Raw genomic sequence first — 24742 nt, 5'->3', positions numbered from 1 at the left:
GGGCCCGCCTAGACTCGGCGGCAGTGGATCCACCATGACCGGGCGGAGCCGGTCGAGCAGGACGGGAAGGGGGACGACGCCGTGATGCCGCAAGCGCGAGGGCAGTCGCATGCGCAGGCGCCTGCGCATGCGCAGGGCCGGACGCAGCCGCCGTCGCAGTCGGTGGCGTCGTTGCTCCGCTGCGCCGCCGTGTTCCTCCCGGCCGCGGTGCCCCGCGAGGGGCGGGTCGCCCTCTGGAGTCCGGCCGGGGATCCGCTGCCCGAGGCCGGGAGCCCGCTCGCGCTCCAGGTGGTCCGGCCGCACGGTGACGGGGTCCGCACCCGCACCGTCCCCGCCGTCGCCCTGTCCGTCACCGAGGCCCTCGCCGCCCTCGTCCACGCACCGCGCAGCGCCTGCGCCTCACCCGCCGCCCGGGCCTGGGGCACCGCCGCCATCCAGGCGCTGTCCCTGGTGGCGCGGGGCCGATTGCTGCCCGGTGTCACCCCCGAGGGCATCGACGCGTGGCGTGCCGGGCCGCTCGACGCGCAGGACGTGGGACACCTGCGCGCCGTCGCCGCCGCCCTGCCGTACGAGGGGTACGCCACCCCGCTCGTCGGCCGCCGCCCGCTGAGCCTGCCCGAACCGGAGGCCTTGGTGCGGGCCTTCCTCGACGCCGTCGCCGACACGCTGCCCCGTACCCCGGCCGCGCCCGTCGCCGCCGGCCGGCCGTTCGCCGCGCGGGAGCCGCAGCGGGTGCCGGGGATACAGGAATGGGCCGCGCAGGTCGCCGCCGGCGCCGACACGGGGGTGGGCATCTCGCTCCGGCTCGACCTGTCGTCGTTCCGCCTGTTCGACGAGGCGGAGCCGCAGGACGTGCGGCGTGCGGGCGCCGCCGTCGTCCAGGTCCACAGCCTTGCCGATCCGACGCTGGTGACCGACGCCGGCCTGCTGTGGGCGGGTGCGGCCGCCGCCGCGTTCGGGCCGCGCGCCCGGATCGACGCCGTGCTCGCGCTGCGCCGCGCCGCCCGGATCTGGCCGCCGCTGCTGCGCCTGCTCGACCAGCCGGTGCCGGACGCCCTCGCGCTCTGCGACCCGGAGCTGGAGGACCTGCTGGGCGCCGTCGCGCCCCGACTCGCGGCGGCCGGAGTGCTGGTCCACTGGCCGCGCGAATTGGCCCGTACGCTGTCGGCGACCGCCGTCGTACGGTCCACGGCGCCGGGTTCCGCCACCGACGGCACCGCCTTCTTCGACGCGGCGGGGCTGTTCGCCTTCTCCTGGGAGCTGGCCCTGGGCGGCGACCGGCTCACCCCGGGCGAGATGGACGCCCTCGCCCAGGCGCACCGGCCGGTGGTGCGGCTGCGCGACCAATGGGTCCGGGTCGACCCGGCGCTGGTGCGCAAGGCGCGCAAGCGCGAGCTGGGGCTGCTGGATCCGGTGGACGCGCTGGCCACCGTCCTGAGCGGGACGGCCGAGGTCGACGGGGAGCCGGTGCCCGCCGTTCCGGTGGGCGCGCTGGCCGCGCTGCGGGACCGGCTGACCGGGGACCTGCCCCCGATCGCCCCGCCCGCCGCCCTCAAGGCGACCCTGCGGGACTACCAGTTGCGGGGGTTGGCCTGGCTGGACCTGATGACCTCGCTCGGTCTCGGCGGGTGTCTGGCCGACGACATGGGCCTGGGCAAGACGGTCACGCTCATCGCGCTGCACCTGCACCGGGACCGCCCCGAGCCGACCCTCGTCGTCTGCCCGGCCTCGCTCCTCGGCAACTGGCAGCGCGAGATCGAGAGGTTCGCGCCGGGCACGCCCGTACGCCGTTTCCACGGCGGCAGCCGCACCCTCGACGGCCTCGACGGCGGCTTCGTCCTCACCACGTACGCGACGATGCGCGCCGGCGCCGCCCGGCTCGGCGGGCAGAGCTGGGGCATGGTCGTCGCCGACGAGGCGCAGCACGTCAAGAATCCGCATTCGGCGACGGCGAAGGCGTTGCGGACGATCCCGGCGCCGGCCCGCGTCGCGCTCACCGGGACCCCGGTGGAAAACAACCTGTCCGAGCTGTGGGCCCTGCTCGACTGGACCACCCCGGGGCTGCTCGGCCCCCTCACCGCCTTCCGTGCCCGGCACGCGCGTCCGGTCGAGCACCAGCAGGAGGAGGACGGCGGCAACGAGGCGGCGGTGGCCCGGTTGGCCGCGCTGGTGCGGCCGTTCCTGCTGCGGCGCAAGAAGTCCGACCCGGGCATCGCGCCCGAGCTGCCGCCGAAGACGGAGACCGACCACCCGGTGTCCCTGACCCGCGAGCAGGCGTCCCTCTACCAGGCGGCGGTGGAGGAGGCGATGGCCGTGATCGAGGCGAGCGAGGGCATCGAACGCCGCGGCATGATCATGAAGTTGTTGGCCTCGCTCAAGCAGATCTGCAACCACCCCGCCCAGTACCTGAAGGAGGATCCGCCCCGGATCCCGCACCGGTCGGGCAAACTCGCCCTGCTGGACGAGCTGTTGGACACGATTCTCGCCGAGGGCGGCTCGGTGCTGGTGTTCACCCAGTACGTGACGATGGGCCGGCTCATCGAGCGGCACCTCGCGGCCCGTGGCATCTCCCACCAGTTCCTGCACGGGGGGACGCCCGTCCCGCGCCGTGAGGAGCTCGTCGACCGTTTCCAGTCCGGGGAGGTGCCCGTGTTCCTGCTGTCGTTGAAGGCGGCCGGCACCGGCCTCAACCTGACCCGTGCCGGGCACGTCGTGCACTTCGACCGCTGGTGGAACCCGGCCGTCGAGGAACAGGCCACCGACCGCGCCTACCGCATCGGCCAGACCCAACCCGTCCAGGTCCACCGGATCATCGCCGAGGGCACGGTCGAGGACCGCATCGCCGAACTCCTCGAAGCCAAACGAGCCCTCGCGGACGCCGTCCTCGGCTCCGGCGAATCCGCCCTGACCGAACTGACCGACCGTGAACTGGCCGACCTGGTCTCGCTGCGGAGGCCCGCATGATCACCGCGCGTGACGACCGTCGCCGCACCTTCGAGACCGTGCCCGCCGGGGTGGAGGCCGCGACCTGGTGGGGGCGGGCCTGGGTCGCCGCCCTGGAGGCCCGTGCCCACGACGCGGCCCGGCTCGCGCGCGGTCGTACGTACGCCACGGAAGGCCACGTCGAGGCCGTCACGGTCACCCCCGGCCGGATCGTGGCCTACGTCCGGGGCAGCAGGGCCCGCCCGTACCGCACCGAGCTGTCGCTGGCCGCCTTCGCGGACAGTGAGTGGGCGGAGCTCCTGGAGGCGGTGGCGGCGGATCCGGCCGCCCTCGCGGCCCTGCTCGAACGGGAAGTTCCGCAGTCGCTCGCGGAGACGATCCTGCCCGGGGCCGGTGAGCTCGTGCCGCGCTGTTCCTGCCCCGACACGGCGCGGCCGCCCTGCAAGCACGCCGCGGCCCTCTGCTACCGGGCGGCCCGGCTCCTCGATCAGGACCCGTTCGTCCTGCTCCTGCTGCGCGGCCGGGGCGAGCGGGAGCTCCTCGACGAGCTCGCCCGCCGCAACGCCGCCCATGCCGCCCGCGAACAGCCCGACACGGCGTCGGACTTCCCCGGGGTACCCGCCCGCGCGGTGGTGGCCCGTACCGTCCTGCCCCCGCTGCCCGCCCCGCTCGCGCCGCCGGCGACCGTCGGCCTGCCGCCCGCGTATCCGGCGGATCCCGGCGCCCCGGACCCGCTGGCCCTGGACCAACTCGCCACCGACGCCGCCTCCCGCGCCCTCGCGCTGCTGACCACCGGGGCCGACCCGACGGGACACCTCACCCTGTGGCAGGACGCCGTCCGGCTGGCCTCGGCCCACCACACCGCGGGGCTCACCGGCCCCGCCCGGCGGCTCTACCGCGACCTCGCGCGCGCCACCGGCCGGTCCACCACCGAACTCGCCCGGGCCGCCGCGGCCTGGCGGCAGGGCGGGCTGCCCGCGCTCACCGTCCTCGACGAGGCCTGGGACCCGCCGGCCGGCCCCTTCGACCGGGCCCGCCCGGCCCTCCTGGCCGCCGGTCTGGGCGTCTTCCGCCCCGAACGCAACCGCCTCACCGACCGCACCCGTCAGCTCCGCCTCAGCCGCGAAGGCCTCTGGTACGCCTACGAGTCCCGCGCGGACGACGAGGACTGGTGGCCCGCCGCCGCGCCCTCCCCGGACCCGGTCACGGCCCTGTCCCGCTGAGCCCGCCCGCCCACCGGGTCAGGGCGGCGAAGTCCCGCGGTCGCAGCCCGTGTCGGGGCAGCACCTTCAGGAGCAGCGCCGGGGCCGGATGATGGGCGGCGACCCAGGCGCGGTCCCGCGGCGTGATCATGTCGTCGACCCAGGCGAAGGGGCGTCCCGCCGCCCACTCGGTGAGTGCCCGCGTCTTCCAGGACAGTCCCTCGGGGTCGCGGGCGAACATCTCGGGCCATTCGACGACCCGCAGGTCGGTGGGCAGGCCGATGTGCGGGGAGATCATCGTGTTGGCCTGGTGCGTCCAGGCGGTGGCCCAGACGATCTCGAACGGCAGGCCCAACAGGCTGGCGCCGTGGGACGGGTGGAGCCGGACCCGGGCCCCGCGCCGGGCCGCACGCGAATCGGGGTCGCGGTAGGAGAGCCAGACGTCCGGTCGCATCCGGTGGCTCGTGTACCCGCGCAGTGCGGCGAAGGGTGAGCGGAAGGGATTGAGGGGGCCGTCCACGTCGAGGAGGAGCAGCGGTCGTTCCGTCATGAAGTAGGCACTACCCAGTACACGATGGAGTGAAATGCCTACCGCCTCTATAACCCGAATGGGTTTACGGCGTTGTTCACCGGTGTGGGGGCAATGCCCCTCTATCCCTCCGGAAGGCAGGAAAACTGATGCGTCACAGTCGTCGGAACGGCTTGATCGCGGCGATGGTCGCGAGCGGTGGACTGGCGGTCGCGGGGGTGGGCGGTCTGGCCCACGCCGATGCGGAAGCAGGTGGGAACGCCGAGCGCTCGCCCGGACTCCTGTCGGGGAACCTGGTGCAACTGCCGGTGCACACCCCGCTCAACGTCTGCGGGAACACGGTCAGCGTGGTCGGCGTCCTCAACTCCGCCGCCGGCAACCGCTGTACGAACTCCTCACCCGGGGGCGGAAATTCCGGGCCGCGGTCCGGCGGCTCGGCGGACCGGGGAGCCTCTGCCGGTTCCGGGTCGGCCAACGGAGGCGGAGCGGTGGCCCAGGGCAGCGGAAAGGATTCCCCGGGCATCCTGTCGGGCAACGGCATCCAACTCCCCGTCGAGCTCCCGCTCAACCTCAGCGGCAACTCGGTGAACGTCGTCGGGATCGGCAACACCTCCCAAGGGAACGTCTCGGTCAACGGCCAACCCCCCACCGAGGGCAAGCCGCCGCAGCCCGTCACGCCGGTCACCCCGGTCACGCCCGTCACCCCGCCCGTTGCGCCGAGGCCGGTGACGCCGCCCGCCCCGCCCGCGCCGCCGCGCCACGTCTCGGCGCTCGCCCACACCGGCTCCGAGGGCCTCGGCTACCTGCTGCCGGCCGGTGGCGGGCTCCTCCTCGGCGGCGCACTGCTCTACCGCCGCTTCCGCCTCAACTAGACCGTCCCGTACGGATCCTGCCGGCCGCACCGGGCCGCGGGATACGGCCGCACGCCACTGCCGCCCCCGGTCCGGGAGTCGCCGCCGCGCCCGCCCGCCGCCCGGCCCGAAGGCCGCGGTCGGCCTCGCCCGCAGCCCGGCCCGGGGGCTACGGCCGCGCCCGCCAGCCGTTCAGGATCGCGTCGATCCGTTCCGCCAGTCGGGCCCGGGCGGCGAACCGGGGGACCCCCGCCATCAGCAGGGCGTCGTACTCGGTGTCCGTGTGCCGCACGGCCGCCCGGACCGCAACGGACACCGCCAGTTCGTCGAGGGCCCGGCCGGCCGCGCTGCGCCCCACCCGGCCGCTGCCGCGCAGCGAGGCGTGCGCGGCGATGTCCCGCGCCCGGTCCGGGGGACACCCCGGGAACAGCCGCAGGATCTCGGCGCCGAACGCGGCCGTGAACCGTACGTCCTCGGCGGCCCGCCGCAGCCGGTCGCGTTCCCGACGGCGGGCCCGCGCGTCGGCGTCCGCCAGGCAGGACCGTTCGGCGTGTGCCAGCGCCGCCTCCTCGACGAGCAGGCCCTGCCGTTCGTAGCGGCGCCGGCGCTTGTGACGACGTACGACGACGGCCGACAGCGAACTGGCCTCCCGGGCCCGCCGGGTGAGCGCCGCGTCGCCGCGCGGCAGGTAGACGAGGTGCCCGAGGTCGGCGCAGTGCAGGCACCGGGGCACGCCGGCTTCCCGGACGAGGTGCCGCAGCGGACCTTGCCGGCAGTCCGCGCAGTGGATCTGCTTCGGTGACTCGAAAACGACGAGGCTCATACAGGGGTGATACCGCTGACCGGTGCGTATATCACCTTGTACAGATAGGTTGTTAGCCTTTCATCAACTGTTTCTCGCCGCCATGATGTCCTCCTACCGTGAGTCGGATCGGGTGGGCCGCGGGGGCCCATGGAGGAGGGCGCATGGGTGGACGGCAGGCGATGGCGAGGCGCCCGAGGGCGACGGCGCCCTCGGACCTCGTGCGCCGGGAAGTCGTCATAGCGCCCGGCGGCTGCACCGGCTGGCACTACCACCAGGTGCCGCTGATGGCGGTGGTCAGGGCCGGCACCCTGACGCGGATCCTCGACGACGACACCGTCGAGGTGCACACCGTCGGCGACACCTTCGTCGAACCGGAGGGCCTCGGACACGTCCACCTCGGCCGCAACTTCGGCAGCGAGCCGATCGTCCTGCACGTGACCTGCGCCCTCCCGCAGGGCTCCCCCTTCGCGATATCCGTGGCGGCCCCGCTCGGCGCCACGCCCTGCGGCTGCCCGGAACACTCCCACTGAGCCGGACGCGGGCTTGCCGCCGGGCGGGTCGGGCCGGTGTCCGTGGAGACCCCCGTCCACCACGGACACCGACCACACCCGCCCGGCGGCGCGCCCCCGCCCCCGCCCGCTCAGACCAGGCGGCGGATCTCCCCGCGCACCCGGTAGAAGCCGCCGGCGGCCGGGTGCAGCCCGTCCACCACGTACCGCGCCCCCACCTCCCGGATGCCGCGCGGGAACTGCACGTGCCACCCCGAGTCGAAGCCCTCGGAGATCACCTGCACCCGCATCCGGGTCCCCTGCTGGACGCACTCGACCACGACACCGCCGACCGGCACCGATGCCCGTGAGACCGTCGCCACCGCCGCGGCCGAGGCCGCCGGGGTGAAGACCGGCAGGGCCGCCGCCGACTTCACGTCCAACGCGGTGGGGACGGAACCCTGCTGGGCGGCCGCGATCGCCGCCTCGCTCGCGTCCACGCACACCAGCGAACCGTCCGTGGTGACGAGGTACAGCCGCCCGTCCAGGTACTGCATCGACAGCGCGGAACCGCCGCCGGTGCCCAGCTTCCACAACCGGTGTCCGTCGGCGTCGAAGCAGTACACCGAGGAGGACGAGTCACCCGCGAACACGTGCCGACCGTCCGGCGAGGTCGCGCAGGAGTACACGGCCGCGTCGCACGGGTACGAGGCCTCGACCGCGCCCGTCGCCTTCGACAGCCGCTGCACGGTGTTGCGCGCCGTCCCCGCGTACACGGAGTGCTCCTCCTGCCAACCGAACAGCACCCCGCCCGGCGTCTTCGTGTGCCACAACTCGCCGGTACCGTCCGCCGCGTAGGCCGTCACGCCGTTGCCGTGGCCGTGGTAGACCGCGTGCTCGTCGGCCCGGACCATCCACGCGCCGCCCCCGGAGGACTTCCGCGACCACTGGTGCTCGTCCTCGTGGTCGATGACGGTCAGGCCGCCGTTCGCGTCCGAGACGTTCAGTACGCCCTCATGGATGTCGAGCCAGTAGATGTCCACGTCCGCAGCGATGCCGTACGCCCCGAACGGGACCTTCGACGACAGGTCGTACACGGTGCCGTCGTCGCAGCCCGCGTATATCCAGAAGTCGTCCGCGACCAGGCACTTCACCCCGTCCGGCAGGGAGTACCGGGCCAGCACCTCACCGCCGTGGCTCACCGTGTAGACGTCGCCGGCCTGGTTGCCGACCCAGCAGCGGTCCTCGTCCACGTGGATCCCGAACGCCGAGGAGCCGGTACGGAACCGCCACAGCACCGGGGCCACGGCGCGCGCCGTCGACGGCGCCGACGCGACCTGGCGGCGGGTCACCGAGCGCGCGGCGCGCACGCCCCGCACCGCCGGCGCGTACCCCTTGCGGACCTTCTCGCCGACCTTCTTGGCGGCGGCCGCCCGGGCCTTCTCGGCCGTCGGGAAGGAGGAGCTCTGCAACTGGCCCTCGGCGCCGATGCGTCCGTACCGCACCGAGACGGCGGTGCCCTCGACCGTCACCTCGTAGAACTTGTGCGCCGCGCCGTCGTCCTGCGACAGCTCCAGGTACGTCGTCTCCCGAGCCATGACAGACCCCTCCTCAGAGCCGGGCCGCCGGCTCCTGTCCACCGGTGATCCCTTCGTGGAAAAAACTAGGCCCCGCCACTGACAATGGGCGGGTGCAGCTCCATGCGATCACCTGGCAGCGGCTGGCCGGCCGGCTGGCCGCCCACCTCGACACCCCCGGCGCAGCCCCCGCCGACGACCCCGCACCGGGGACCTGGCAGCGCGTCGGCATCGACGGCGCGCCCGCCGCCGCGACCGACGTCCTGGCCGGTCACCTCGCCGACGCGCTGCGCCTGCGCGGCCGTTCGGTCCTGGTCGTGGCCGCCGGGGGCTTCCTGCGGCCGGCGTCGCTCCGCTTCGAGTACGGGCGCCAGGACGTCGATTCCTACCTCGGCGGCTGGTACGACACCGGCGCCCTGTGGCGCGAGGTCTTCGGCCCGACCGACCCCGGCGGCAGCGGGCGGGTGCTGCCCGACCTGTGGGACCCGGTGACCGACCGGGCCACCCGCAGCCCCTACGTCGAACTCGCCCCGGGCGGCGTGGTGATCGTGCACGGGCCGCTCCTGCTGGGGCACTGGTTCCCGTTCGACCTCAGCGTGCACATCGGCCTCTCGCCCGGGGCGCTCGCCCGCCGCACCGAGGAGCCCGAACGCTGGACGCTGCCGGCCTTCGCCCGCTACGCGCGGGAGACCGCACCGGCCACGGCCGCCGACGTCCTGGTCAAGGCGGACGACCCGCGCCACCCGGCCTGGAGCGGCCTGCCGGACTGAGCCGACGTACGTGCGCACGGGCGGGGGCCGGCTCCGACAGCGCCCCGGGCGGCCCCCCTCCGCGTCGTCCTACGAGGGCCGACCGCCCAGCCGGCCGACCGCCAGGGCCGCCGTCCGGCAGCCCGCGCGGGCGGCTTCCACCGGGTCCGCGCCGTCCAGCCGGGCGGCGAGGAAGCCGCCGGTGAACGCGTCTCCGGCGCCGGTGGAGTCCACCGCCTCGACGGGCTCCGCCCCGACCTCGGCGGTGATCCGGCCGCCCTCCGCGACCAGGGCCCCGCCCGCGCCGAGCGTCACCACCACCAGCGCCGCCCGCAGGCTCAGTTCCTCGGCCGCGCGCGCCACCCCGGCCGGCTCCGGCAGACCGGCCAGCACCCGGGCCTCGTCCTCGTTGGGCAGGAGCACGCCGACCCCGGCCACGGCGGTCAGGAACCGCTCCCGGCCCAGCGCGGCGAGGAACCCGGCCGACGCGGGGTCCACGCTGACCTGCACGCCCCGCGTGCGCGCCGCCCGCAGCGCGACCAGGGCCAGTTCCCGGCTGGAGTCGGCGAAGAACAGGTACCCCGACAGGTGCAGGTGCGCGGCGTCGTCCAGCAGGGCCGGCGCCCAGTCGGCGGGGCACAGGCGCAAGGAGGCCCCGCTGTCGGTCAGGAAGGTGCGCTCGGCGTCCTTGCCGACCAGGGCCACGACCGTCCCCGTCGGCTCCGACCGGTCGATCACCAGCCGGGGCCGCACCCCCGCGTCGACCAGCGCCCGTTCGTGCCAGCGCGCCGATTCGGAACCCACCCGCGCGAGGAGGCGCACCTCCGCGGTGCCCGTACGGGCCGCCCAGCAGGCGGCGTTGGCGCCCGCCCCGCCCGGCAGGGTGCGGATCCGGGCGGTGGTGTCGGTGGCCGGGGCCAGGGGTTCGCCGTGCACCGCCACGACGTCCGTGACCACGTCGCCGACCACCAGCAGGGCTCCCGGTGCGCCGGTCACGGCCGCGCCGCCCAGGCCCGCGCGATGCGGGCGCCGAGCCGTACGTTGCCCCGTACCGCCGCCAGGTTCGCCTCCAGGGAGGCGCCGCCCGTCGCCCGCACCAGGAACCCCAGCAGGAACGGCGTCACCGCCTGTCCCGTGATGCCCCGCTCCCGACACTCGGTGAGGGCCTCGGTCAGGACCCGGTCGTGCAACTCGGGATCCAACTGCTCCGCCTCCGGGACGGGGTTGGCGACCAGCAGCGCGGAATCCGGTCCTCCGACGGCGTCCTGGGCGGCCATCACCTCGGCCACCTCCTCGGGCCGGTGCACGGTCCAGTCCACCGGCTCGCCGGAGTCCGCCAGGTAGAAGCCGGGGAAGCGGGTGGTGCCGTAGCCGAGCACCCCCACCCCCAGCGTCTCCAGCCGCTGGAGCGTCGCCGGTACGTCCAGGATCGACTTCACCCCCGCGCACACCACCGTGATCCGGGTCCGGGCGAGCAACGACAGGTCGGCCGACTCGTCCAACGACCGCGCCCACTCCCGGTGCACCCCGCCCAGCCCGCCCGTGGCGAACACCCGCAACCCGGCCCGCGCAGCGAGCAGGGCCGTGGCGGACACCGTCGTCGCCCCGGTCGCGCCCGTCGCCAGGGCCGGAGCCAGGTCCCGGTGACCGAGCTTGCGTACGTCGCCGCCCGAGGCGATCCGCTCCAGGCGGGCCTTGTCGAGGCCCGCGTACGCCACCCCGTCGAGCACCGCGATCGTCGCCGGAACCGCGCCCTCCGCCCGCACCAGGGACTCCAGTTCCAGCCCCACCGCCAGGTTGCGGGGGCGGGGCAGGCCGTGCGCGATGATCGTCGACTCCAGGGCGACGACGGGCCGCCCGGCGTCGAGCGCCTCGCGTACCTCTTCCGACAGGACCGGGACCTCGGATGCTCTGTGCTGTGGCATGTCCCCATCCATGGCACGTGATTCGCGCCCCCAAACGCGCTGTCCCCGCTCCGGCGCGAACCTGTCCGAGTAGCGTGCCCCGGTGGACGCGCGCGGCTTCCACGACGAACTCGCCGACCACTACGACCTCACGTACGCGCCCCGGGACGCCGGCGCGACCCGGCGGGGCCGGGCCCTGGACATGCGGGCCCTGCCGTTCGCGGACGCCTCCTTCGACGCGTTGGCGCGCGCCGGCGGCGCCCTGCCGCACCGGCTGACCGCCGAGGGCGTCCGCGCCGCTCTGGCCGAAACCCGGCGGGCGCTGCGCCCGGGTGGCTTGCGCACGCCTCGGGGGCCACCTCCTGGACCCCGCCCGAGGAGGCGACGGCCCGATGTGCGGGAAGCCGGATCGGGCGAGTCCGTCCGGCACCTGCCGGCCACCACCGGCTCCCACCGGCCCGTACGGGGGCCCGGCGGTCGGCGCCGCGTACCCGCTCGACGGAATGACGCGTCCGCACGGCCCACGCTGGACGCTCTGAACACCCCGCGCCCGCCGGCCCGGCCCTAGGCTGACGCGCCATGAACACCGATGACCACAGGCCCGCCGCCCCCGCCTCCTTCGCCGTTTCCGTCGCCGACGTCCCCGACGCCGAGCTGGAGACCGAGGAGCTCGACCCCGCCCAGATCCTCTCCGGCACACCCGTGGTGACCGGCAAGGTGGTGTGGGAGTCCGCGGACGGCTCGCAGATCCGGGGCATCTGGCAGATCACCCCCGGCGTGGTCACCGACACCGAGGCCGACGAGCTGTTCGTCGTCGTCAGCGGTCGCGCCACCATCGAGGTCGAGGGCGGCGCCACCCTGGAGGTGGGCCCCGGCTCGGCCTGCGTGCTGCGGGAGGGCGACAGGACCACCTGGACCGTCCACGAGACGCTGCGCAAGGCCTACCACATCAACTGCTGAGCCCCGCGCGTCCAACCCCGGGCCCTACGCGTCCGCCCCGTCCTTCGCGGGCCCGGGCCCGCGCCGGGCCGTGAACAGGGCCAGCGCGGCCATCGGGAGCAGCAGCGCGGCGCCGATGGCGTTGAGCCAGCCGTAGCCGGCCTGGGACATGATCAGGCCGGCCGCGGCGCCGCCGACGCCGGCGGCGGTGTTCATCGTCAGGTCGCTCAGGCCCTGGACGGCGGCCCGCGCGGGCTGCGGCACCGAGTCGGTCAGCAGCGCGGACCCGGCGACCATGCCCGCGGACCAGCCCAGCCCGAGCAGGAAGAGGCCCAGGGCGCTGCGGGTGTGACTGCCGTGCGCGGTGCCGGCGAGGAGGGCGGCGACGGACAGCAGACCGGCCGCGAGGCCGATCACGGTGAGCCGGCCGAGGCGGTCGGCGAGCCATCCCATGATGGGGGAGAAGGCGAACATCCCGGCGAGGTGGCCGCTGATGACCAGGCCCACGAACCGGAGGTCGGCGCCGTGGTGGCCCAGGTCGACCGGGGTCATCACCATGATCGAAACCATGGTCGTGTGGGACACGGCGACGGTCAGCAGGGCGAGGCGGGCCCGGGGCGACGCCTTGACGGCGGCGAACCCGGCGCGCAGCGAGCGCCCCTCTCGGCCCTGCTCCGAGGCCGGGGCCAGGGCCCGGGCCGTCAGCAGCGGGTCGGGCCGCAGGAACACGCCGAGCAGCGTGCCGGTGAGGAGGAAGACGGCGGCGGCCCAGACGAACGGACCGGCCGTCTGGGGTATGGAGGTGCCGGCGAAGCTGTCACTGGCCGGGGCCGACAGGTTGGGGCCGAGCACCGCGCCGACGGTGGAGGCCCAGACGACCACGGAGATGGCGCGGGCCCGGCGGTCGGGCTCCGCGAGGTCGGCGGCGGCGAACCGGGCCTGGAGGTTGGCGGAGGAGGCCGCGCCGAAGGCGGCCATGCCGATCATGAGGAGCGGGAAGCTCTTGATCGAGGCGGCCAGCACCACGAGGCCCGCGCCGAGCGCGCCGACGGCGTACCCGAGGACGAGCCCGGGCCGCCGCCCCTTCGCGGTCATCAGGGCGGCCAGCGGCAACGAGACGAGCGCGGTGCCGATCACCGCCGCCGTGGAGGCGAAGCCGGACAGCGCCTCCGTCCCGCTGATCTCGGTGGCCAGTACGGGGGCCAGGGCGATGCTGATCGGCACGCCGAGCCCGCCGATCGCCTGGGCGGCGATCAGGACGCCCGCGATCCTGCGCCGGATCCCCGGCAGCGCGGCCGCGTCGACCGGCCCGCCCTTGCCCGCGGGGACGCGGGAGGGGGCCGCCGCCCCGGGGGAGGCGCTCACGCCGGACACCCCCGTCGCGGGGGCGGGGGCGGGAGGCGGTGGGTGAGGCCTGATGCGGCAGGAGTCGTCACGGGCGAAGTGTCCCACCCGCCACCGCACGGGGGAACCGGGTATCGGACCGCGACGCCGGCCGGGCGCAAGGCCCGCCGCGACCCGAAGGCGCAGGTCGCAGGGCAGCTCAGCACGCGGGTCGGCGCACAGGTCAGAACAGGGGCTGCGGCAGTACGCCCTCCAGGGCGAGCAGGATCCGCTTGGTCTCCACGCCGCCCCCGAAGCCCCCGATGCCGCCATCGTTCTCCACGACCCGGTGGCAGGCCACCACCAGCGGCAGCGGGTTCGACCCCATGGCGTTGCCCACGGCCTGGGCCGCGCCCGGTTGGCCGACGCGGGCGGCGAGCTCGCCGTACCCGACGACCGATCCGTAGGGCACGGTCCGGTCCAGCTCCAGCAGCACCTGGCGGTTGAAGCCCGAGCTGAGCCGCCAGTCCAGCGGCAGCTCGAAGCGCCGCAGCGAGCCGGCGAAGTAGGCCTTCAGCTGGCGTATCGGCTCCGCCAGCAGCACCTCCGCGCCCGGCTGCGGGCGCACGGCGTCGGCGCCGAGCCGCGAGACCAGGGCGCCGATCATCCGGTCGGCCCGGTCGGGTCCGGCATGGAACTCGACCCGGACCAGCCCCTCGGGGGTGGCGGCCAGGAGCAGGGGACCGATGTCACTGGTGACGACGGTCCATTCGAGGTGCGGCCCGCGGGGCCGCTCGGTGCTGTCCACGCGTCCACCGTACGGCCCCGCACGGACAACGCGGCCGGTCACCGGGAGAGCGGCCGGCGGACGCGCTTCCCGGCCGCCCGGCGGACGGACTTCCTGCCCGCCCGGCTTCCCCCGAGCGGGCTCAGAACCCGCCCACCGCCTCGCGCACCACGTCGGGGGCGTTCGTGATGATCCCGTCGACCCCCATGTCCTGGACCTTGCGGGCCGTGGCCGCGTCGTCCACGATCCAGGTGTCCACCTCCATGGCCCGGCCGTGGGCGCCCGGCAGCCGGTGCACCGCCGCCACCCAGTCCGCCGAGATCGTCGAGTGCAAGGGGTTGATCCGGTCGGTGAACTCGGCGTAGCGCGGCAGGTCGGCCACCGCCGGTGTGCCGAGGAACGCCGTCACCAGGTCGGGGCGCAGGTCGTGCACGACGCGGACCGAGTCGGCGCTGAAGCTCTGCACCACCAGTCGGTCGGTGACGTGCCACTCGTCGAGCCACCCGGCCCCGTCCAACACCTCCAGGGTCCGTTCCTCGATCCCCGGGTAGAGCTCGGGCTTCTTGATCTCCAGCAGCAGCCGCTGCTGGTTCCGCCGCACCCGGTCCAGGTACGCGCGCAGCGTCGGCACCCGGGCCCCCGTCCAGCGGCCGTCGCCGAACCAGCTCCCCGCGTCCAGCCGGGCGATCTCGTCCGCCGTGAAGTCCCGGACCCGCCACGGCGCCCGGTCGGGGAACACCTCCTCGACGTCCGTCGTACGCGTCAGGGTGTCGTCGTGGATCACCACCAGCTCGCCGTCGGCGGTGCGCTGGACGTCGTTCTCCACCCAGTCGAAGCCCAGCTCCCGCGCCAGGTCGATCGCTTCGAGGGTGTTCTCCGGGGCGTACGCCGAGGCTCCCCGGTGCGCGAACACGACGGGGCCGCCGAGGCCCATCGGTCCCGGTCCCGCGGATGTGGTCGCGGGACCCGGGCCGGGGGCGCCGGACGCGACCATTCCGCACAGCACGGTGAGGGTGAGTCCCAGGAATGCGGCGGCGGCCGCGGCGGCGGGTCGGACGACGTACATCTGCGTCTCCTCGGGTCATGAGGGTCATGAGGGTCATGAGGGATGTGACGGGCGTGGGAGTCGTGCGGGTCGTGAGGGCGTGGGGGAGCCGGGCCCGTGCGAGCGCGGGGCCCCTCGGGGCGTGAGCCGTGCTGCTGCGTCAAACGGGAGCGGGGCGGCAGACGTTGCGGGGGCGTGCCGCGCGGGGCCGATTTCACGGCGATCATGGGGTCGAAGATCGCCACGGCGCCACCGAACTACGACAAACGGACCAGACCCGCGCTGCCTGTCGGTGGGGGGCCGTACGGTTGACCCATGCGGCCCGTATCGAAGATCGAACGCACGGTGGCGCCTTTCGAGGTCGTCAGCCCCTACCAGCCCAGTGGCGACCAGCCGGCGGCCATCGCCGAGCTGGAGAAGCGCATCCGTGCAGGTGAGAAGGACGTCGTCCTGCTCGGTGCCACCGGCACCGGCAAGTCGGCGACCACGGCGTGGATGATCGAGAAGCTTCAGCGCCCGACCCTGGTGATGGCGCCGAACAAGACCCTCGCCGCCCAGCTGGCGAACGAGTTCCGCGAGCTCCTGCCGAACAACGCCGTCGAGTACTTCGTCTCGTACTACGACTACTACCAGCCCGAGGCCTACGTACCGCAGTCGGACACCTACATCGAGAAGGACTCCTCGATCAACGAGGAGGTCGAGCGGCTGCGCCACTCCGCGACGAACTCGCTGCTGACCCGGCGCGACGTGATCGTCGTCGCCTCCGTGTCCTGCATCTACGGCCTCGGCACCCCGCAGGAGTACGTCGACCGGATGGTCTCCCTCAAGATCGGCGAGGAGATCGACCGGGACCAGTTGCTGCGCCGCTTCGTCGACATCCAGTACACGCGCAACGACGTCGCCTTCACCCGCGGCACCTTCCGGGTGCGCGGCGACACCATCGAGATCTTCCCGGTCTACGAGGAACTCGCCGTCCGCATCGAGATGTTCGGCGACGAGATCGAGGCCCTCTCCACCCTGCACCCGCTGACCGGCGAGGTCATCAGCGAGGACCGCGAGCTGTACGTCTTCCCCGCCAGCCACTACGTCGCCGGCCCCGAGCGCATGGAGAAGGCGGTCCGCGGCATCGAGGCCGAGCTGACCGAGCGCCTGGCGGAGCTGGAGAAGCAGGGCAAGATGCTGGAGGCCCAGCGGCTGCGCATGCGCACCACCTACGACCTGGAGATGATGCGCCAGATCGGGTCCTGCTCCGGCATCGAGAACTACTCGCTGCACATGGACGACCGCGAGCGCGGCTCCGCCCCCAACACCCTCATCGACTACTTCCCCGAGGACTTCCTCCTCGTCATCGACGAGTCGCACGTCACGGTTCCGCAGATCGGCGCCATGTACGAGGGCGACGCCTCCCGCAAGCGGACCCTGGTCGACCACGGCTTCCGACTGCCGTCCGCGCTCGACAACCGGCCGCTGAAGTGGGAGGAGTTCCAGGGGCGGATCGGCCAGACCGTCTACCTGTCGGCCACCCCGGGCAAGTACGAGCTCTCGCGCGGCGACGGCTTCGTCGAGCAGATCATCCGTCCCACCGGCCTCATCGACCCCGAGGTCGTCGTCAAGCCCACCGAGGGTCAGATCGACGACCTGGTGCACGAGATCCGCGCCCGCGTCGAGAAGGACGAGAGGGTCCTGGTCACGACCCTCACCAAGAAGATGTCCGAGGACCTCACGGACTACTTCCTGGAACTGGGCATCCAGGTCCGCTACCTGCACAGCGACGTCGACACCCTGCGCCGCATCGAGCTGCTGCGCGAGCTGCGCGCCGGCGAGTACGACGTCCTCGTCGGCATCAACCTGCTGCGCGAGGGCCTCGACCTGCCCGAGGTGTCGCTCGTGGCGATCCTCGACGCCGACAAGGAGGGGTTCCTGCGCTCCGGGACCTCCCTCATCCAGACGATCGGCCGCGCGGCCCGCAACGTCTCCGGTCAGGTCCACATGTACGCGGACAAGATGACCCCGGCGATGGAGAAGGCCATCGACGAGACGAACCGGCGCCGTGAGAAGCAGATCGCCTACAACACCGCCAACGGCATCGACCCGCAGCCGCTGCGCAAGAAGATCAACGACATCGTCGCCACCATCGCCCGCGAGGAACTGGACACCGAGCAGCTCCTCGGAACCGGATACCGGCAGGCCAAGGAGGGCAAGGGGGCCAAGGCGCCCGTGCCCGCGCTGGGCGGCAAGGCGGCCCCCGGCAAGGGCGCGAAGGGCGGCAAGGGTGCCAAGGGCGCCGAGGTGCTCACCGACCGTCCGGCCGCGGAACTGGCCGCGCTGATCGAGCAGATGACCGACCGGATGCGGGGCGCGGCGGCCGAGCTCCAGTTCGAGGTCGCGGCCCGGCTGCGGGACGAGGTCGGGGAGCTGAAGAAGGAGCTTCGGCAGATGAAGGAAGCGGGTCTCGCCTGACCCGGGGGCGGTCAGTAGGGTTGGGTCTCAGCCGCAGGTACACGCTGCGCACCCGTTATCGGGGCGGGCTATGGAGAGGGGACAGCGCGTGACGGTCAACATGACCAAGGGTCAGGCCATCAGTCTGCAGAAGGCGGACGGCGGCACGCTGACCGCGGTCCGCATGGGCCTCGGCTGGCAGGCGGCCAAGCGCCGGGGACTGTTCGGTTCGCGGACCCGGGAGATCGACCTGGACGCGTCGGCGGTGCTCTTCGCCGACAAGCAGCCCGTCGACGTGGTGTTCTTCCGGCACCTCCAGAGCGACGACGGCTCGGTCCGGCACACCGGCGACAACCTCGTCGGCGGCGTCGGGCAGGGCGGGGACGACGAGGCGATCCTCGTCGACCTCCAGCGCGTGCCGGTGCACATCGACCAGATCGTCTTCACGGTGAACTCGTTCACCGGCCAGACCTTCCAGGAAGTGCAGAACGCGTTCTGCCGCATCGTCGACGAGACCAACGGCCAGGAACTGGCCCGTTACACCCTCGACGGCGGCGGCCAGTACACCGCGCAGATCATGGCGAAGGTGTCCCGGGCCGGCACCGGCTGGCAGATGACGGCCCTCGGCAACCCGGCCAACGGCCGGACCTTCCAGGACCTGATGCCGGCGATCCTGCCGCACCTGTAAGCACCGCGAGTACGAAGAAGGCACGGGGGAGGGGCTGCACGATGACGGCCGAACTGGTCCGGGGGCAGAACCACCCCGTGTCCCGGAGCCGCGTGGAGGTCAGGGTCTCGGCGGGCGCGCCCGTCCTGGCCCTGGCCACGCTCGCGGACGAGCAGGGCCGGCTGGCCGGCCCGGGGGCGCTCGCGCACCCGGCCGCCCCGGCCCGACCCGGACTGGGCGTCCCCGGGGCCGCCGCGGACCGGCACGCCCTCACCGTCGATCTGGACGCGGTCGACGCCGACGTCCACCGGGTCGCGGTCGTCCTCGCCCTGCCGCCGGGCGGCGCGGTCCGCTTCGGCGCGGTCCCGGCCCCCTACGTGGCGGTCGCCGCCGAGGGCGGCGTCGAGCTGGCCTGCTTCACCCTGACCGGGCTCGACGCCGAGACGGCCGTGGTCGCCCTGGAGCTGTACCGGCGCCAGGGCGCCTGGAAGGTCCGGGCCGTCGGCCAGGGGTACGCCACGGGCCTGCCCACCCTGCTCGCCGACGGCGGACTGCCCGAGGCGCAGGCCGCCGCGCTGGCCGCGGCCGTCCTGGGGGCCACCGCCCCGCTCGACGACGCCGACCGCACCCTGGCCACCATGCCCACCCAGGTCCGCGACCTGGGCGGGCCGGGGGACGCCCTGCCCCGGGACACCGCCCTCCAGGATCCGCTCCTTCGGGACACCGGGCCACAGGACGCCGTCCCGGCGCCCGTCCCGCCCGCCCCCGTGCCGCCGGACCCGCTGCCCGCCCCCGCGGCCCCGTACGCCGGCACGCCCGGCCCGGGGCCGGCCCCCGGCGACACCCTCTCGGGGCCGCCCACCATCGACTACGCCCACCCGCGCCGCCGCCGCACCAGCACGGAGCCGCCCGAACCCGCTCCCCGCCCGGCGCCGGCCGCGGAGCCCGGACAGACACCGAGCCCCGTCGCCGGGGACGCCGCCGGCTGGTCCATGGAGGAGCGGCTCTACAACCAGGTCTGGGGGATGTTCGAGGACCTGGCCCGTACCGTCGCCGCCTACCGCGGCGCCGTCGACTTCGCCGAGTCACGGCTGGACCGCGAACTCGACGACGCCCTGTCCGACCCCCGCCACCGCCTCGGCGGCTCCGGCGACGCCGCACGCGACACCGCCCGGGCCCGCCGCGACGAGCTGGTCGCCCAGGCCCGCGCCGTGCTCGACCGGGACCTCGTCCAGCTGGCCGCCGAGCTGGAGGTGGTCGAACCCGCGCTGCCGGCCGCGTACGCCCGCTGGGACAACCCGGTCTGGCACGGCCGGCTCGTCCCGGAGGAGGGCCCGCTCGCCCTGCGCCTCGGGGACCTGAGCCTGCCCGAGCGGCCCGACCTGCGGATCCCCATGCTGATGCGGTTCCCGCTGGAGCGAGGCCTGTGGATCGACAACGGCCGCACCGGCTCCGAGGCCGCCATGGCCATGGACACCGACCGGCTGCGCCGCGCCGCCATGGACATGGCCGTCGCCCACATGGTGCGACTGCTCGCGGTCCAGCCCGCCGGCCGCCTCTCCCTCCACGTCATCGACGCCGCCGGGGCGGGCGCGGCCTCGCTGGCCCCGCTGGTGAACGCCGGGGTCCTGGCCTCGCCGCCGGCGGCCGGAGCGGCCGGGGTCACCCGGACGCTCGCGCAGCTGACCCGCCGGGTGGACCTCGTCCAGATGGCCCTGCGTGCCGGAGCGCCGGAGGAGCTGCCGCCGGATGTGGACCGGGCCGAGCAGTTGCTCGTCGTCCACGACTTCCCCCACGGCTTCGACGACCGCGCCGTCACCCAGTTGCGCTACCTGGCCGACGAGGGACCGGCCGTCGGAGTGCACCTCCTGATGGTGGCGGACCGGGACGAGGCCTCGGCGTACGGGCCGCTGCTGGACCCGCTGTGGCGGTCGCTGATGCGGCTGTCACCCGTGCCGGACAACCACCTGGCCGACCCGTGGGTGCAGCACGCCTGGACCTTCGCACCCGATTTCCCGCCCCGGGGCAGCCGGGTCATGGAGCAGGCGTTGGAGCGGATGGTGCGGGCGCGACGACCCCGGGGATGACCAGCCGCTGACCAGCTCTTGGCATTCCTTTTACCTTTCGGGGAGGGCCGGGTACTCTGGTTCATGCGGAGGGGAGTATTCCTGCTTTCCTGCTACGGCGTGCCCGTCAATACGGACCACTGCGGATCACCAGCGCAGTCGGTCCCGGGGCGTCGGCCCGCGGCCTCCAGGTCGTCAGGGTGGAAGAGACCTCCGGCAGCGATGACGCTGACGAAGTGCTGAGCCATCCGCCGGAGGCGTGTTCACCGTGGAAGTTTCCTGGACCCTGTGGGTCCTGACCATTCTTGGTCTGTCCCTGCTCATCGGCGCCGACTTCTTCATCGGCCGCAAACCGCACGACGTTTCGATCAAGGAAGCGGGCACCTGGACGATCGTCTGGATCGTCCTCGCCGCGCTCTTCGGCCTCGGCCTGTGGTTCTTCGGCAACGGCCAGGCCTCGCAGGAGTTCTTCGCCGGCTTCATCACCGAGAAGTCCCTGAGCGTCGACAACCTCTTCGTCTTCGTCCTGATCATGGCGAAGTTCGCGGTCCCCTCCCACCTCCAGCAGCGCGTGCTGCTCGTGGGCGTCCTGATCGCCCTGGTGCTGCGCGCGATCTTCATCGCCGCCGGCGCCGCGATCATCGCCAGCTTCTCCTGGGTCTTCTACATCTTCGGCGCGTTCCTGATCTACACCGCGTGGAAGCTGATCCAGGAAGCCCGCAAGGACGAGGACGACGAGGAGTTCGAGGAGAACCGCCTCCTGAAGTCCGTCGAGAAGAAGTTCGGCGTCGCCGACCGGTACCACGGCACGAAGCTCTTCATCCGGAGCAACGGCAAGCGCATCTTGACCCCGCTGATGGTCGTCATGCTCGCCATCGGCACCACCGACGTGCTGTTCGCGCTGGACTCGATCCCCGCGATCTTCGGCCTCACCCAGGACCCGTACATCGTCTTCACGGCCAACGCCTTCGCCCTGATGGGGCTGCGCCAGCTGTACTTCCTCATCGGCGGCCTGCTCAAGAAGCTGGTCCACCTCAGCTACGGCCTGTCCATCATCCTCGGCTTCATCGGCGTCAAGCTCGTGCTGCACGCCCTCCACGAGTCCGGGGTGCACGTCCCGCAGATCTCCATCCCGGTCTCGCTGGGCGTCATCTGCGGTGTCCTGGTGATCACCACGATCACCAGCCTCATCGCCTCGAAGAAGCAGGCGGCGGCCGAGGCCGCCGCCGACCCGGAGACCAAGAGCGTCGACGCGTAACCCGGGCCCTACGGGGCTACACGGGGGCGGCCGCTTCGGCCGCCCCCGTTTCCGTTCGCGCCACCGCGCCCGCACCCCCGCGCGGCCCCGCCACCGCCGGGTTCGTCTCCGGCAGCAGCGCGAAGCAGCCCAGGCTGACGAGCGCGATGGCGGTCAGGTACACCGCGACGGCCCACGGTGGACCCGAACCGTCCGCCAGCGCCGTCGCCACCACGGGCGTCAGCGCCCCGCCCAGCACCCCGCCCAGGTTGTAGCCGACGGCGGCCCCCGTGCAGCGGATCCGCGGCGCGTACAGCTCGGGCAGGTACGCGCCCACCACCGCGAACATCGCCACCATCCCCAGCAGCGCGACCGTGCAGCCCAGCGTGATCAGCAGCGGGTCCGCCGTCCGCAGCAGGGCCACGAAGGGCCCCATCCACAGCAGGCTCGCCGCGCAGCCGGCCAGGCACAGAGGCCGGCGCCCCCAGCGGTCGCCGAGCACCGCCATCACCGGGGTGGCCAGGCCCATCACGAGGACCGCGACCATCACGCAGGCCAGCATCACGGTCCGGTCCACGCGCAGGGTCGTCGTCGCGTAGGCCAGGGCCCAGGTGGTGACCGCGTAGAAGACGGCGTACGCGACCGCCAGGGCCCCGCCCGTCAGCAGGAGCAGCCGCCAGTGGCCGCGTACGACCTCGGTCAGCGGCGCCTCGGCCCGCCGGCCGGTCTCGGCGAGCGCGCGGAACTGCGGGGTCTCCTCGACCGAGCGACGCAGCCACAACCCGGCCAGCGCGAGCAGCCCGGCGGCCCAGAACGGAACCCGCCACCCCCAGGCGGCGAACTGCGCGTCGCTGAGTGATCCGGACAGCGCCAGCATCAGTCCGTTGGCGGCCAGGAAGCCCACGGCCGGGCCGATCTGCGGGAAGCTCGACCACAGTCCGCGCCGGTCCTGCGGGGCGTGTTCGGCGGTCAGCAGGACCGCCCCGCCCCACTCGCCGCCGAGACCGAACCCCTGCACGAACCGCAGCAGGACCAGCAACAGGGGCGCCGCGATGCCGATCGAGGCGTACGAGGGCACGCAGCCGACGGCCACCGTGGCCAGGCCCGTGAGCAGCAGCGAGCCGAGCAGGACCGGGCGGCGTCCGTAGCGGTCGCCGATGTGGCCGAAGACGGCCGAGCCGAGGGGGCGGGCCAGGAAGCCGACGCCGAAGGTGGCGAAGGCGGCGAGGGTGCCGGCGAGCGGCGAGAAGGACGGGAAGAAGAGCGGCCCGAGGACGAGGGCGGCGGCGGTCCCGTAGACGAAGAAGTCGTAGAACTCGATGGCGGTGCCGGCGAGGGCCGCCGAGGCGAGCCTGAGCATCGACGGCGGACCGCCGCCGCCGGTGGGGGAGGGGAGCGGGGAGGGGTGGTGTCGCATGGTGCAGCAACTACCCCACCCCGCACCCCCAGGACATGCGTTCGGGAATCATCGACCGGAAGGAGTGCATCGCCTCACGAGATTGACGGCCGCCGGTGTCTCGCGGTGCGGTCGGCCGTCGGCGACCGGGCGCTACCAGCCGCGCTCGCGCCACTCGGCCAGGTGCGGCCGCTCGGCGCCGATGGTGGTGTCGTTGCCGTGGCCCGGGTAGACCCAGGTCTCGTCCGGCAGCTTCTCGAAGAGCTTGTGCTGGACGTCGTCGAGGAGCTGGGTGAAGGCCTGCGCGTCGCCGTGCGTGTTTCCGACGCCGCCCGGGAAGAGGCAGTCGCCGGTGAACACGTGCGGGTGGCCGTGCGGGTCGTCGTAGACCAGCGCGATCGAGCCGGGGGTGTGTCCGACCAGGTGGCGCGCGGTCAGCTCGACCCGGCCGACCTTGATCGTGTCACCGTCCCGGACCGGGACGTCGGTGCCGACGGGGATGCCCTCGGCGTCGAAGGCGCCCGCGTAGGTGCGCGCCCCGGTGGCCTCGACCACCGGCGCGAGCGCGCCCCAGTGGTCGCCGTGCCGGTGGGTGGTGATCACGGACGCGATGCCGTCGTCACCGATCAGGCCGAGCAACGTGTCCGCCTCGGCGGCCGCGTCGATCAGCAGCTGCTCGCCGGTGGCCCGGCAGCGCAGCAGGTAGGCATTGTTGTTCATCGGGCCCACCGCGACCTTGGAAATCATCAGGTCCGCGAGTTCGTGCACGTCGGCCGGACCGCCGACCTTGACCGCTCCGCTGTACGTCATGTTCTCGATCCTAAGGGTGTGGACCCGGGGCGGCGGGAGCCCGGGGAGCCGGCCGCCCTCGGGGTGTGGGTCTAGAGCGGCGGGAGTTCGGGGAGCCGGCCGCCCTCGAGCACGGTCAGGCGAGCGCCGCGGTCCCCGCGACCGGCGAGCCAGCCGAGCAGCGCGTCGCCGGTGCCGGTCAGCACGACGGGCGTGCCCTCGGTGCCACCGGTGTGCCAGGTGGGGGCGGGGCTCTCGGGGCTCTCGGCGTTCTCGGGGTTCTCGGACCCGAGCCGCAGGGTGACCGGCGGGACGTCGGGGCGGCCCGACCAGCGGTCGGCGAGGAAGGTGATCTCGCGGTCGGTGAACTCCGCCGGGAGGTCGCCGAGCCCGTAGCCGATGTTCAGGTCGACGTGGTGGAGCTCGACCTCGACGAGGCGGCGGAAGGGCACGTTGGCGGCGAGGTCGGTGACGCCGTTGCGCAGCTCGACCGTGCGGGACCAGTCCTGGTCGGGCTCGGTGGTGGCGAGGAAGGCGGACCCGGAATCACGGAGGTCCGTCAGGTGTTCTTCCAGGGGCCGGCCGGAGTCGCGTGCGATGTCCGCGTCGCGCGCGGAGGCGCTCTCGTACATCGGGCGCCCTTCGAAAACGTTGACGAGGGCGTCCGCGTTGCGCGCGAGGTGGGCCAGGATGTGGCCACGGGTCCAGCCGGGGAGGTGTGACTCCTCGGCGAGGGCGGCGTTGTCCAGTTTCGCGACCGCGGTCAGCAGCCGGTCCGTGGCTTCACGTACAGATCGCAGGTCGTGCACATGATCAGTCATGGAACCGAGCCTAGTGGCCCGGGATCCCGGGCCACACGATCGGGTGAAGCGGTCTTCCGAGTGCCGTAAATCGAATGTGCGTGCTATACGCTCGGAAGCTCAAGGACCAAGTCCATCGCAGCGGCGTCCCCCATACCCTGGGACGGGGGCCGTGCCCCCGCTCTCTCAAGAAAGGTGCGGACCGG

At 73.7% G+C, this 24742-nt stretch carries 22 protein-coding genes; 11 read left to right on the top strand and 11 right to left on the bottom strand.

All coding sequences use genetic code 11. The features are described 5' to 3' along the window. The first annotated feature begins 84 nt into the window (after positions 1-84). Both ACFY0I_RS24515 and ACFY0I_RS24510 read left to right on the top strand, forming a co-directional pair. Complete coding sequence (locus ACFY0I_RS24515; protein ID WP_388899587.1) at positions 85-2964, top strand: SNF2-related protein; 2880 nt, start codon at positions 85-87, stop codon at positions 2962-2964. Next, on the top strand, positions 2961-4166 hold the full coding sequence (locus ACFY0I_RS24510; protein ID WP_388899584.1) for an SWIM zinc finger family protein: 1206 nt from the start codon (positions 2961-2963) through the stop codon (positions 4164-4166). Before ACFY0I_RS24515 ends, ACFY0I_RS24510 begins: the two co-directional genes overlap by 4 nt. On the opposite strand, the gene ACFY0I_RS24505 is transcribed toward ACFY0I_RS24510, so the two are convergent. Beyond that, a complete protein-coding gene (locus tag ACFY0I_RS24505; protein WP_388899582.1) occupies positions 4147-4695 on the bottom strand; it encodes a hypothetical protein in 549 nt (182 codons plus the stop codon). The genes ACFY0I_RS24510 and ACFY0I_RS24505 overlap by 20 nt on opposite strands. 128 nt (positions 4696-4823) lie before the next feature. Between ACFY0I_RS24505 and ACFY0I_RS24500 the strand changes: the two genes are divergently transcribed. Then, complete coding sequence (locus ACFY0I_RS24500) at positions 4824-5546, top strand: chaplin (protein WP_388899579.1); 723 nt, start codon at positions 4824-4826, stop codon at positions 5544-5546. Positions 5547-5694: 148 nt separating this feature from the next. Here the strand turns inward: ACFY0I_RS24500 and ACFY0I_RS24495 are convergent, their stop codons facing one another. Then, positions 5695-6348, bottom strand: coding sequence for a DUF2293 domain-containing protein (locus tag ACFY0I_RS24495; RefSeq protein WP_388899576.1), 654 nt, complete (start codon positions 6346-6348; stop codon positions 5695-5697). Positions 6349-6491: 143 nt separating this feature from the next. Here ACFY0I_RS24495 and ACFY0I_RS24490 point away from each other — a divergent pair, with 143 nt between their 5' ends. Then, entirely contained in the window at positions 6492-6860 is a 369-nt protein-coding gene (locus ACFY0I_RS24490) for a cupin domain-containing protein (protein ID WP_388899573.1), read from the top strand. A 110-nt stretch (positions 6861-6970) separates the two neighbouring features. Here ACFY0I_RS24490 and ACFY0I_RS24485 read toward each other — a convergent pair whose 3' ends face one another. After that, positions 6971-8416: a WGR domain-containing protein gene (locus tag ACFY0I_RS24485; protein ID WP_388899571.1), complete on the bottom strand. Its 1446-nt coding sequence runs from the start codon at positions 8414-8416 to the stop codon at positions 6971-6973. A 92-nt stretch (positions 8417-8508) separates the two neighbouring features. Here ACFY0I_RS24485 and ACFY0I_RS24480 point away from each other — a divergent pair, with 92 nt between their 5' ends. After that, on the top strand, positions 8509-9165 hold the full coding sequence (locus ACFY0I_RS24480; RefSeq protein WP_388899568.1) for a uridine kinase: 657 nt from the start codon (positions 8509-8511) through the stop codon (positions 9163-9165). Positions 9166-9234: 69 nt separating this feature from the next. Here the strand turns inward: ACFY0I_RS24480 and ACFY0I_RS24475 are convergent, their stop codons facing one another. Beyond that, the gene (locus ACFY0I_RS24475) at positions 9235-10140 is read right to left on the bottom strand and encodes a carbohydrate kinase family protein (RefSeq protein ID WP_388899565.1); all 906 of its coding nucleotides are present in this window, start codon (positions 10138-10140) and stop codon (positions 9235-9237) included. Further along, a complete protein-coding gene (locus tag ACFY0I_RS24470; RefSeq protein ID WP_388899562.1) occupies positions 10137-11069 on the bottom strand; it encodes a pseudouridine-5'-phosphate glycosidase in 933 nt (310 codons plus the stop codon). The genes ACFY0I_RS24475 and ACFY0I_RS24470 overlap by 4 nt, the downstream gene beginning before the upstream one ends. Positions 11070-11151: 82 nt before the next feature. Here ACFY0I_RS24470 and ACFY0I_RS24465 point away from each other — a divergent pair, with 82 nt between their 5' ends. Further along, a complete protein-coding gene (locus tag ACFY0I_RS24465; RefSeq protein WP_388899559.1) occupies positions 11152-11616 on the top strand; it encodes a class I SAM-dependent methyltransferase in 465 nt (154 codons plus the stop codon). 11 nt (positions 11617-11627) lie between these two features. Next, complete coding sequence (locus ACFY0I_RS24460; protein WP_388899556.1) at positions 11628-12008, top strand: cupin domain-containing protein; 381 nt, start codon at positions 11628-11630, stop codon at positions 12006-12008. 24 nt (positions 12009-12032) lie between these two features. Here the strand turns inward: ACFY0I_RS24460 and ACFY0I_RS24455 are convergent, their stop codons facing one another. The 3 genes from ACFY0I_RS24455 to ACFY0I_RS24445 form a co-directional block, all read right to left on the bottom strand. Then, on the bottom strand, positions 12033-13352 hold the full coding sequence (locus tag ACFY0I_RS24455; RefSeq protein WP_388899554.1) for an MFS transporter: 1320 nt from the start codon (positions 13350-13352) through the stop codon (positions 12033-12035). Between the two features lie 202 nt (positions 13353-13554). Next, positions 13555-14118, bottom strand: coding sequence for a methylated-DNA--[protein]-cysteine S-methyltransferase (locus ACFY0I_RS24450; RefSeq protein WP_388899551.1), 564 nt, complete (start codon positions 14116-14118; stop codon positions 13555-13557). A 121-nt stretch (positions 14119-14239) separates the two neighbouring features. Next, the gene (locus ACFY0I_RS24445; RefSeq protein WP_388899549.1) at positions 14240-15163 is read right to left on the bottom strand and encodes a glycerophosphodiester phosphodiesterase; all 924 of its coding nucleotides are present in this window, start codon (positions 15161-15163) and stop codon (positions 14240-14242) included. 294 nt (positions 15164-15457) lie between these two features. On the opposite strand from ACFY0I_RS24445, the gene uvrB reads away from it, so the two are divergent. From uvrB to ACFY0I_RS24425, 4 genes are all read left to right on the top strand, one after another. After that, entirely contained in the window at positions 15458-17602 is a 2145-nt protein-coding gene (uvrB, locus tag ACFY0I_RS24440) for an excinuclease ABC subunit UvrB (protein WP_388899546.1), read from the top strand. Between the two features lie 88 nt (positions 17603-17690). Continuing rightward, a complete protein-coding gene (locus tag ACFY0I_RS24435; protein WP_281208937.1) occupies positions 17691-18269 on the top strand; it encodes a TerD family protein in 579 nt (192 codons plus the stop codon). A gap of 41 nt (positions 18270-18310) precedes the next feature. After that, positions 18311-20335: a TerD family protein gene (locus ACFY0I_RS24430; RefSeq protein ID WP_388899543.1), complete on the top strand. Its 2025-nt coding sequence runs from the start codon at positions 18311-18313 to the stop codon at positions 20333-20335. A gap of 247 nt (positions 20336-20582) precedes the next feature. Beyond that, complete coding sequence (locus ACFY0I_RS24425) at positions 20583-21572, top strand: TerC family protein (RefSeq protein ID WP_388899540.1); 990 nt, start codon at positions 20583-20585, stop codon at positions 21570-21572. 16 nt (positions 21573-21588) lie between these two features. On the opposite strand, the gene ACFY0I_RS24420 is transcribed toward ACFY0I_RS24425, so the two are convergent. From ACFY0I_RS24420 to ACFY0I_RS24410, 3 genes are all read right to left on the bottom strand, one after another. Beyond that, positions 21589-22968 carry an MFS transporter gene (locus ACFY0I_RS24420; protein ID WP_388899537.1) on the bottom strand — a complete coding sequence of 460 codons (1380 nt, stop codon included), beginning with the start codon at positions 22966-22968 and terminating at the stop codon, positions 21589-21591. Between the two features lie 132 nt (positions 22969-23100). Then, positions 23101-23757, bottom strand: a complete 657-nt coding sequence (locus ACFY0I_RS24415) for an MBL fold metallo-hydrolase (protein ID WP_388899534.1) — start codon at positions 23755-23757, stop codon at positions 23101-23103. Between the two features lie 71 nt (positions 23758-23828). Beyond that, entirely contained in the window at positions 23829-24557 is a 729-nt protein-coding gene (locus tag ACFY0I_RS24410) for a maleylpyruvate isomerase family mycothiol-dependent enzyme (protein WP_388899531.1), read from the bottom strand. Positions 24558-24742: the final 185 nt, after the last annotated feature.

It is taken from the genome of Streptomyces sp. NPDC001568 (assembly GCF_042893755.1).
In the GTDB taxonomy this organism is placed as follows: domain Bacteria; phylum Actinomycetota; class Actinomycetes; order Streptomycetales; family Streptomycetaceae; genus Streptomyces.
The sequence above is the reverse complement of the archived record's forward strand: the minus strand, read 5'-3'. Positions and strand labels throughout refer to the sequence as shown.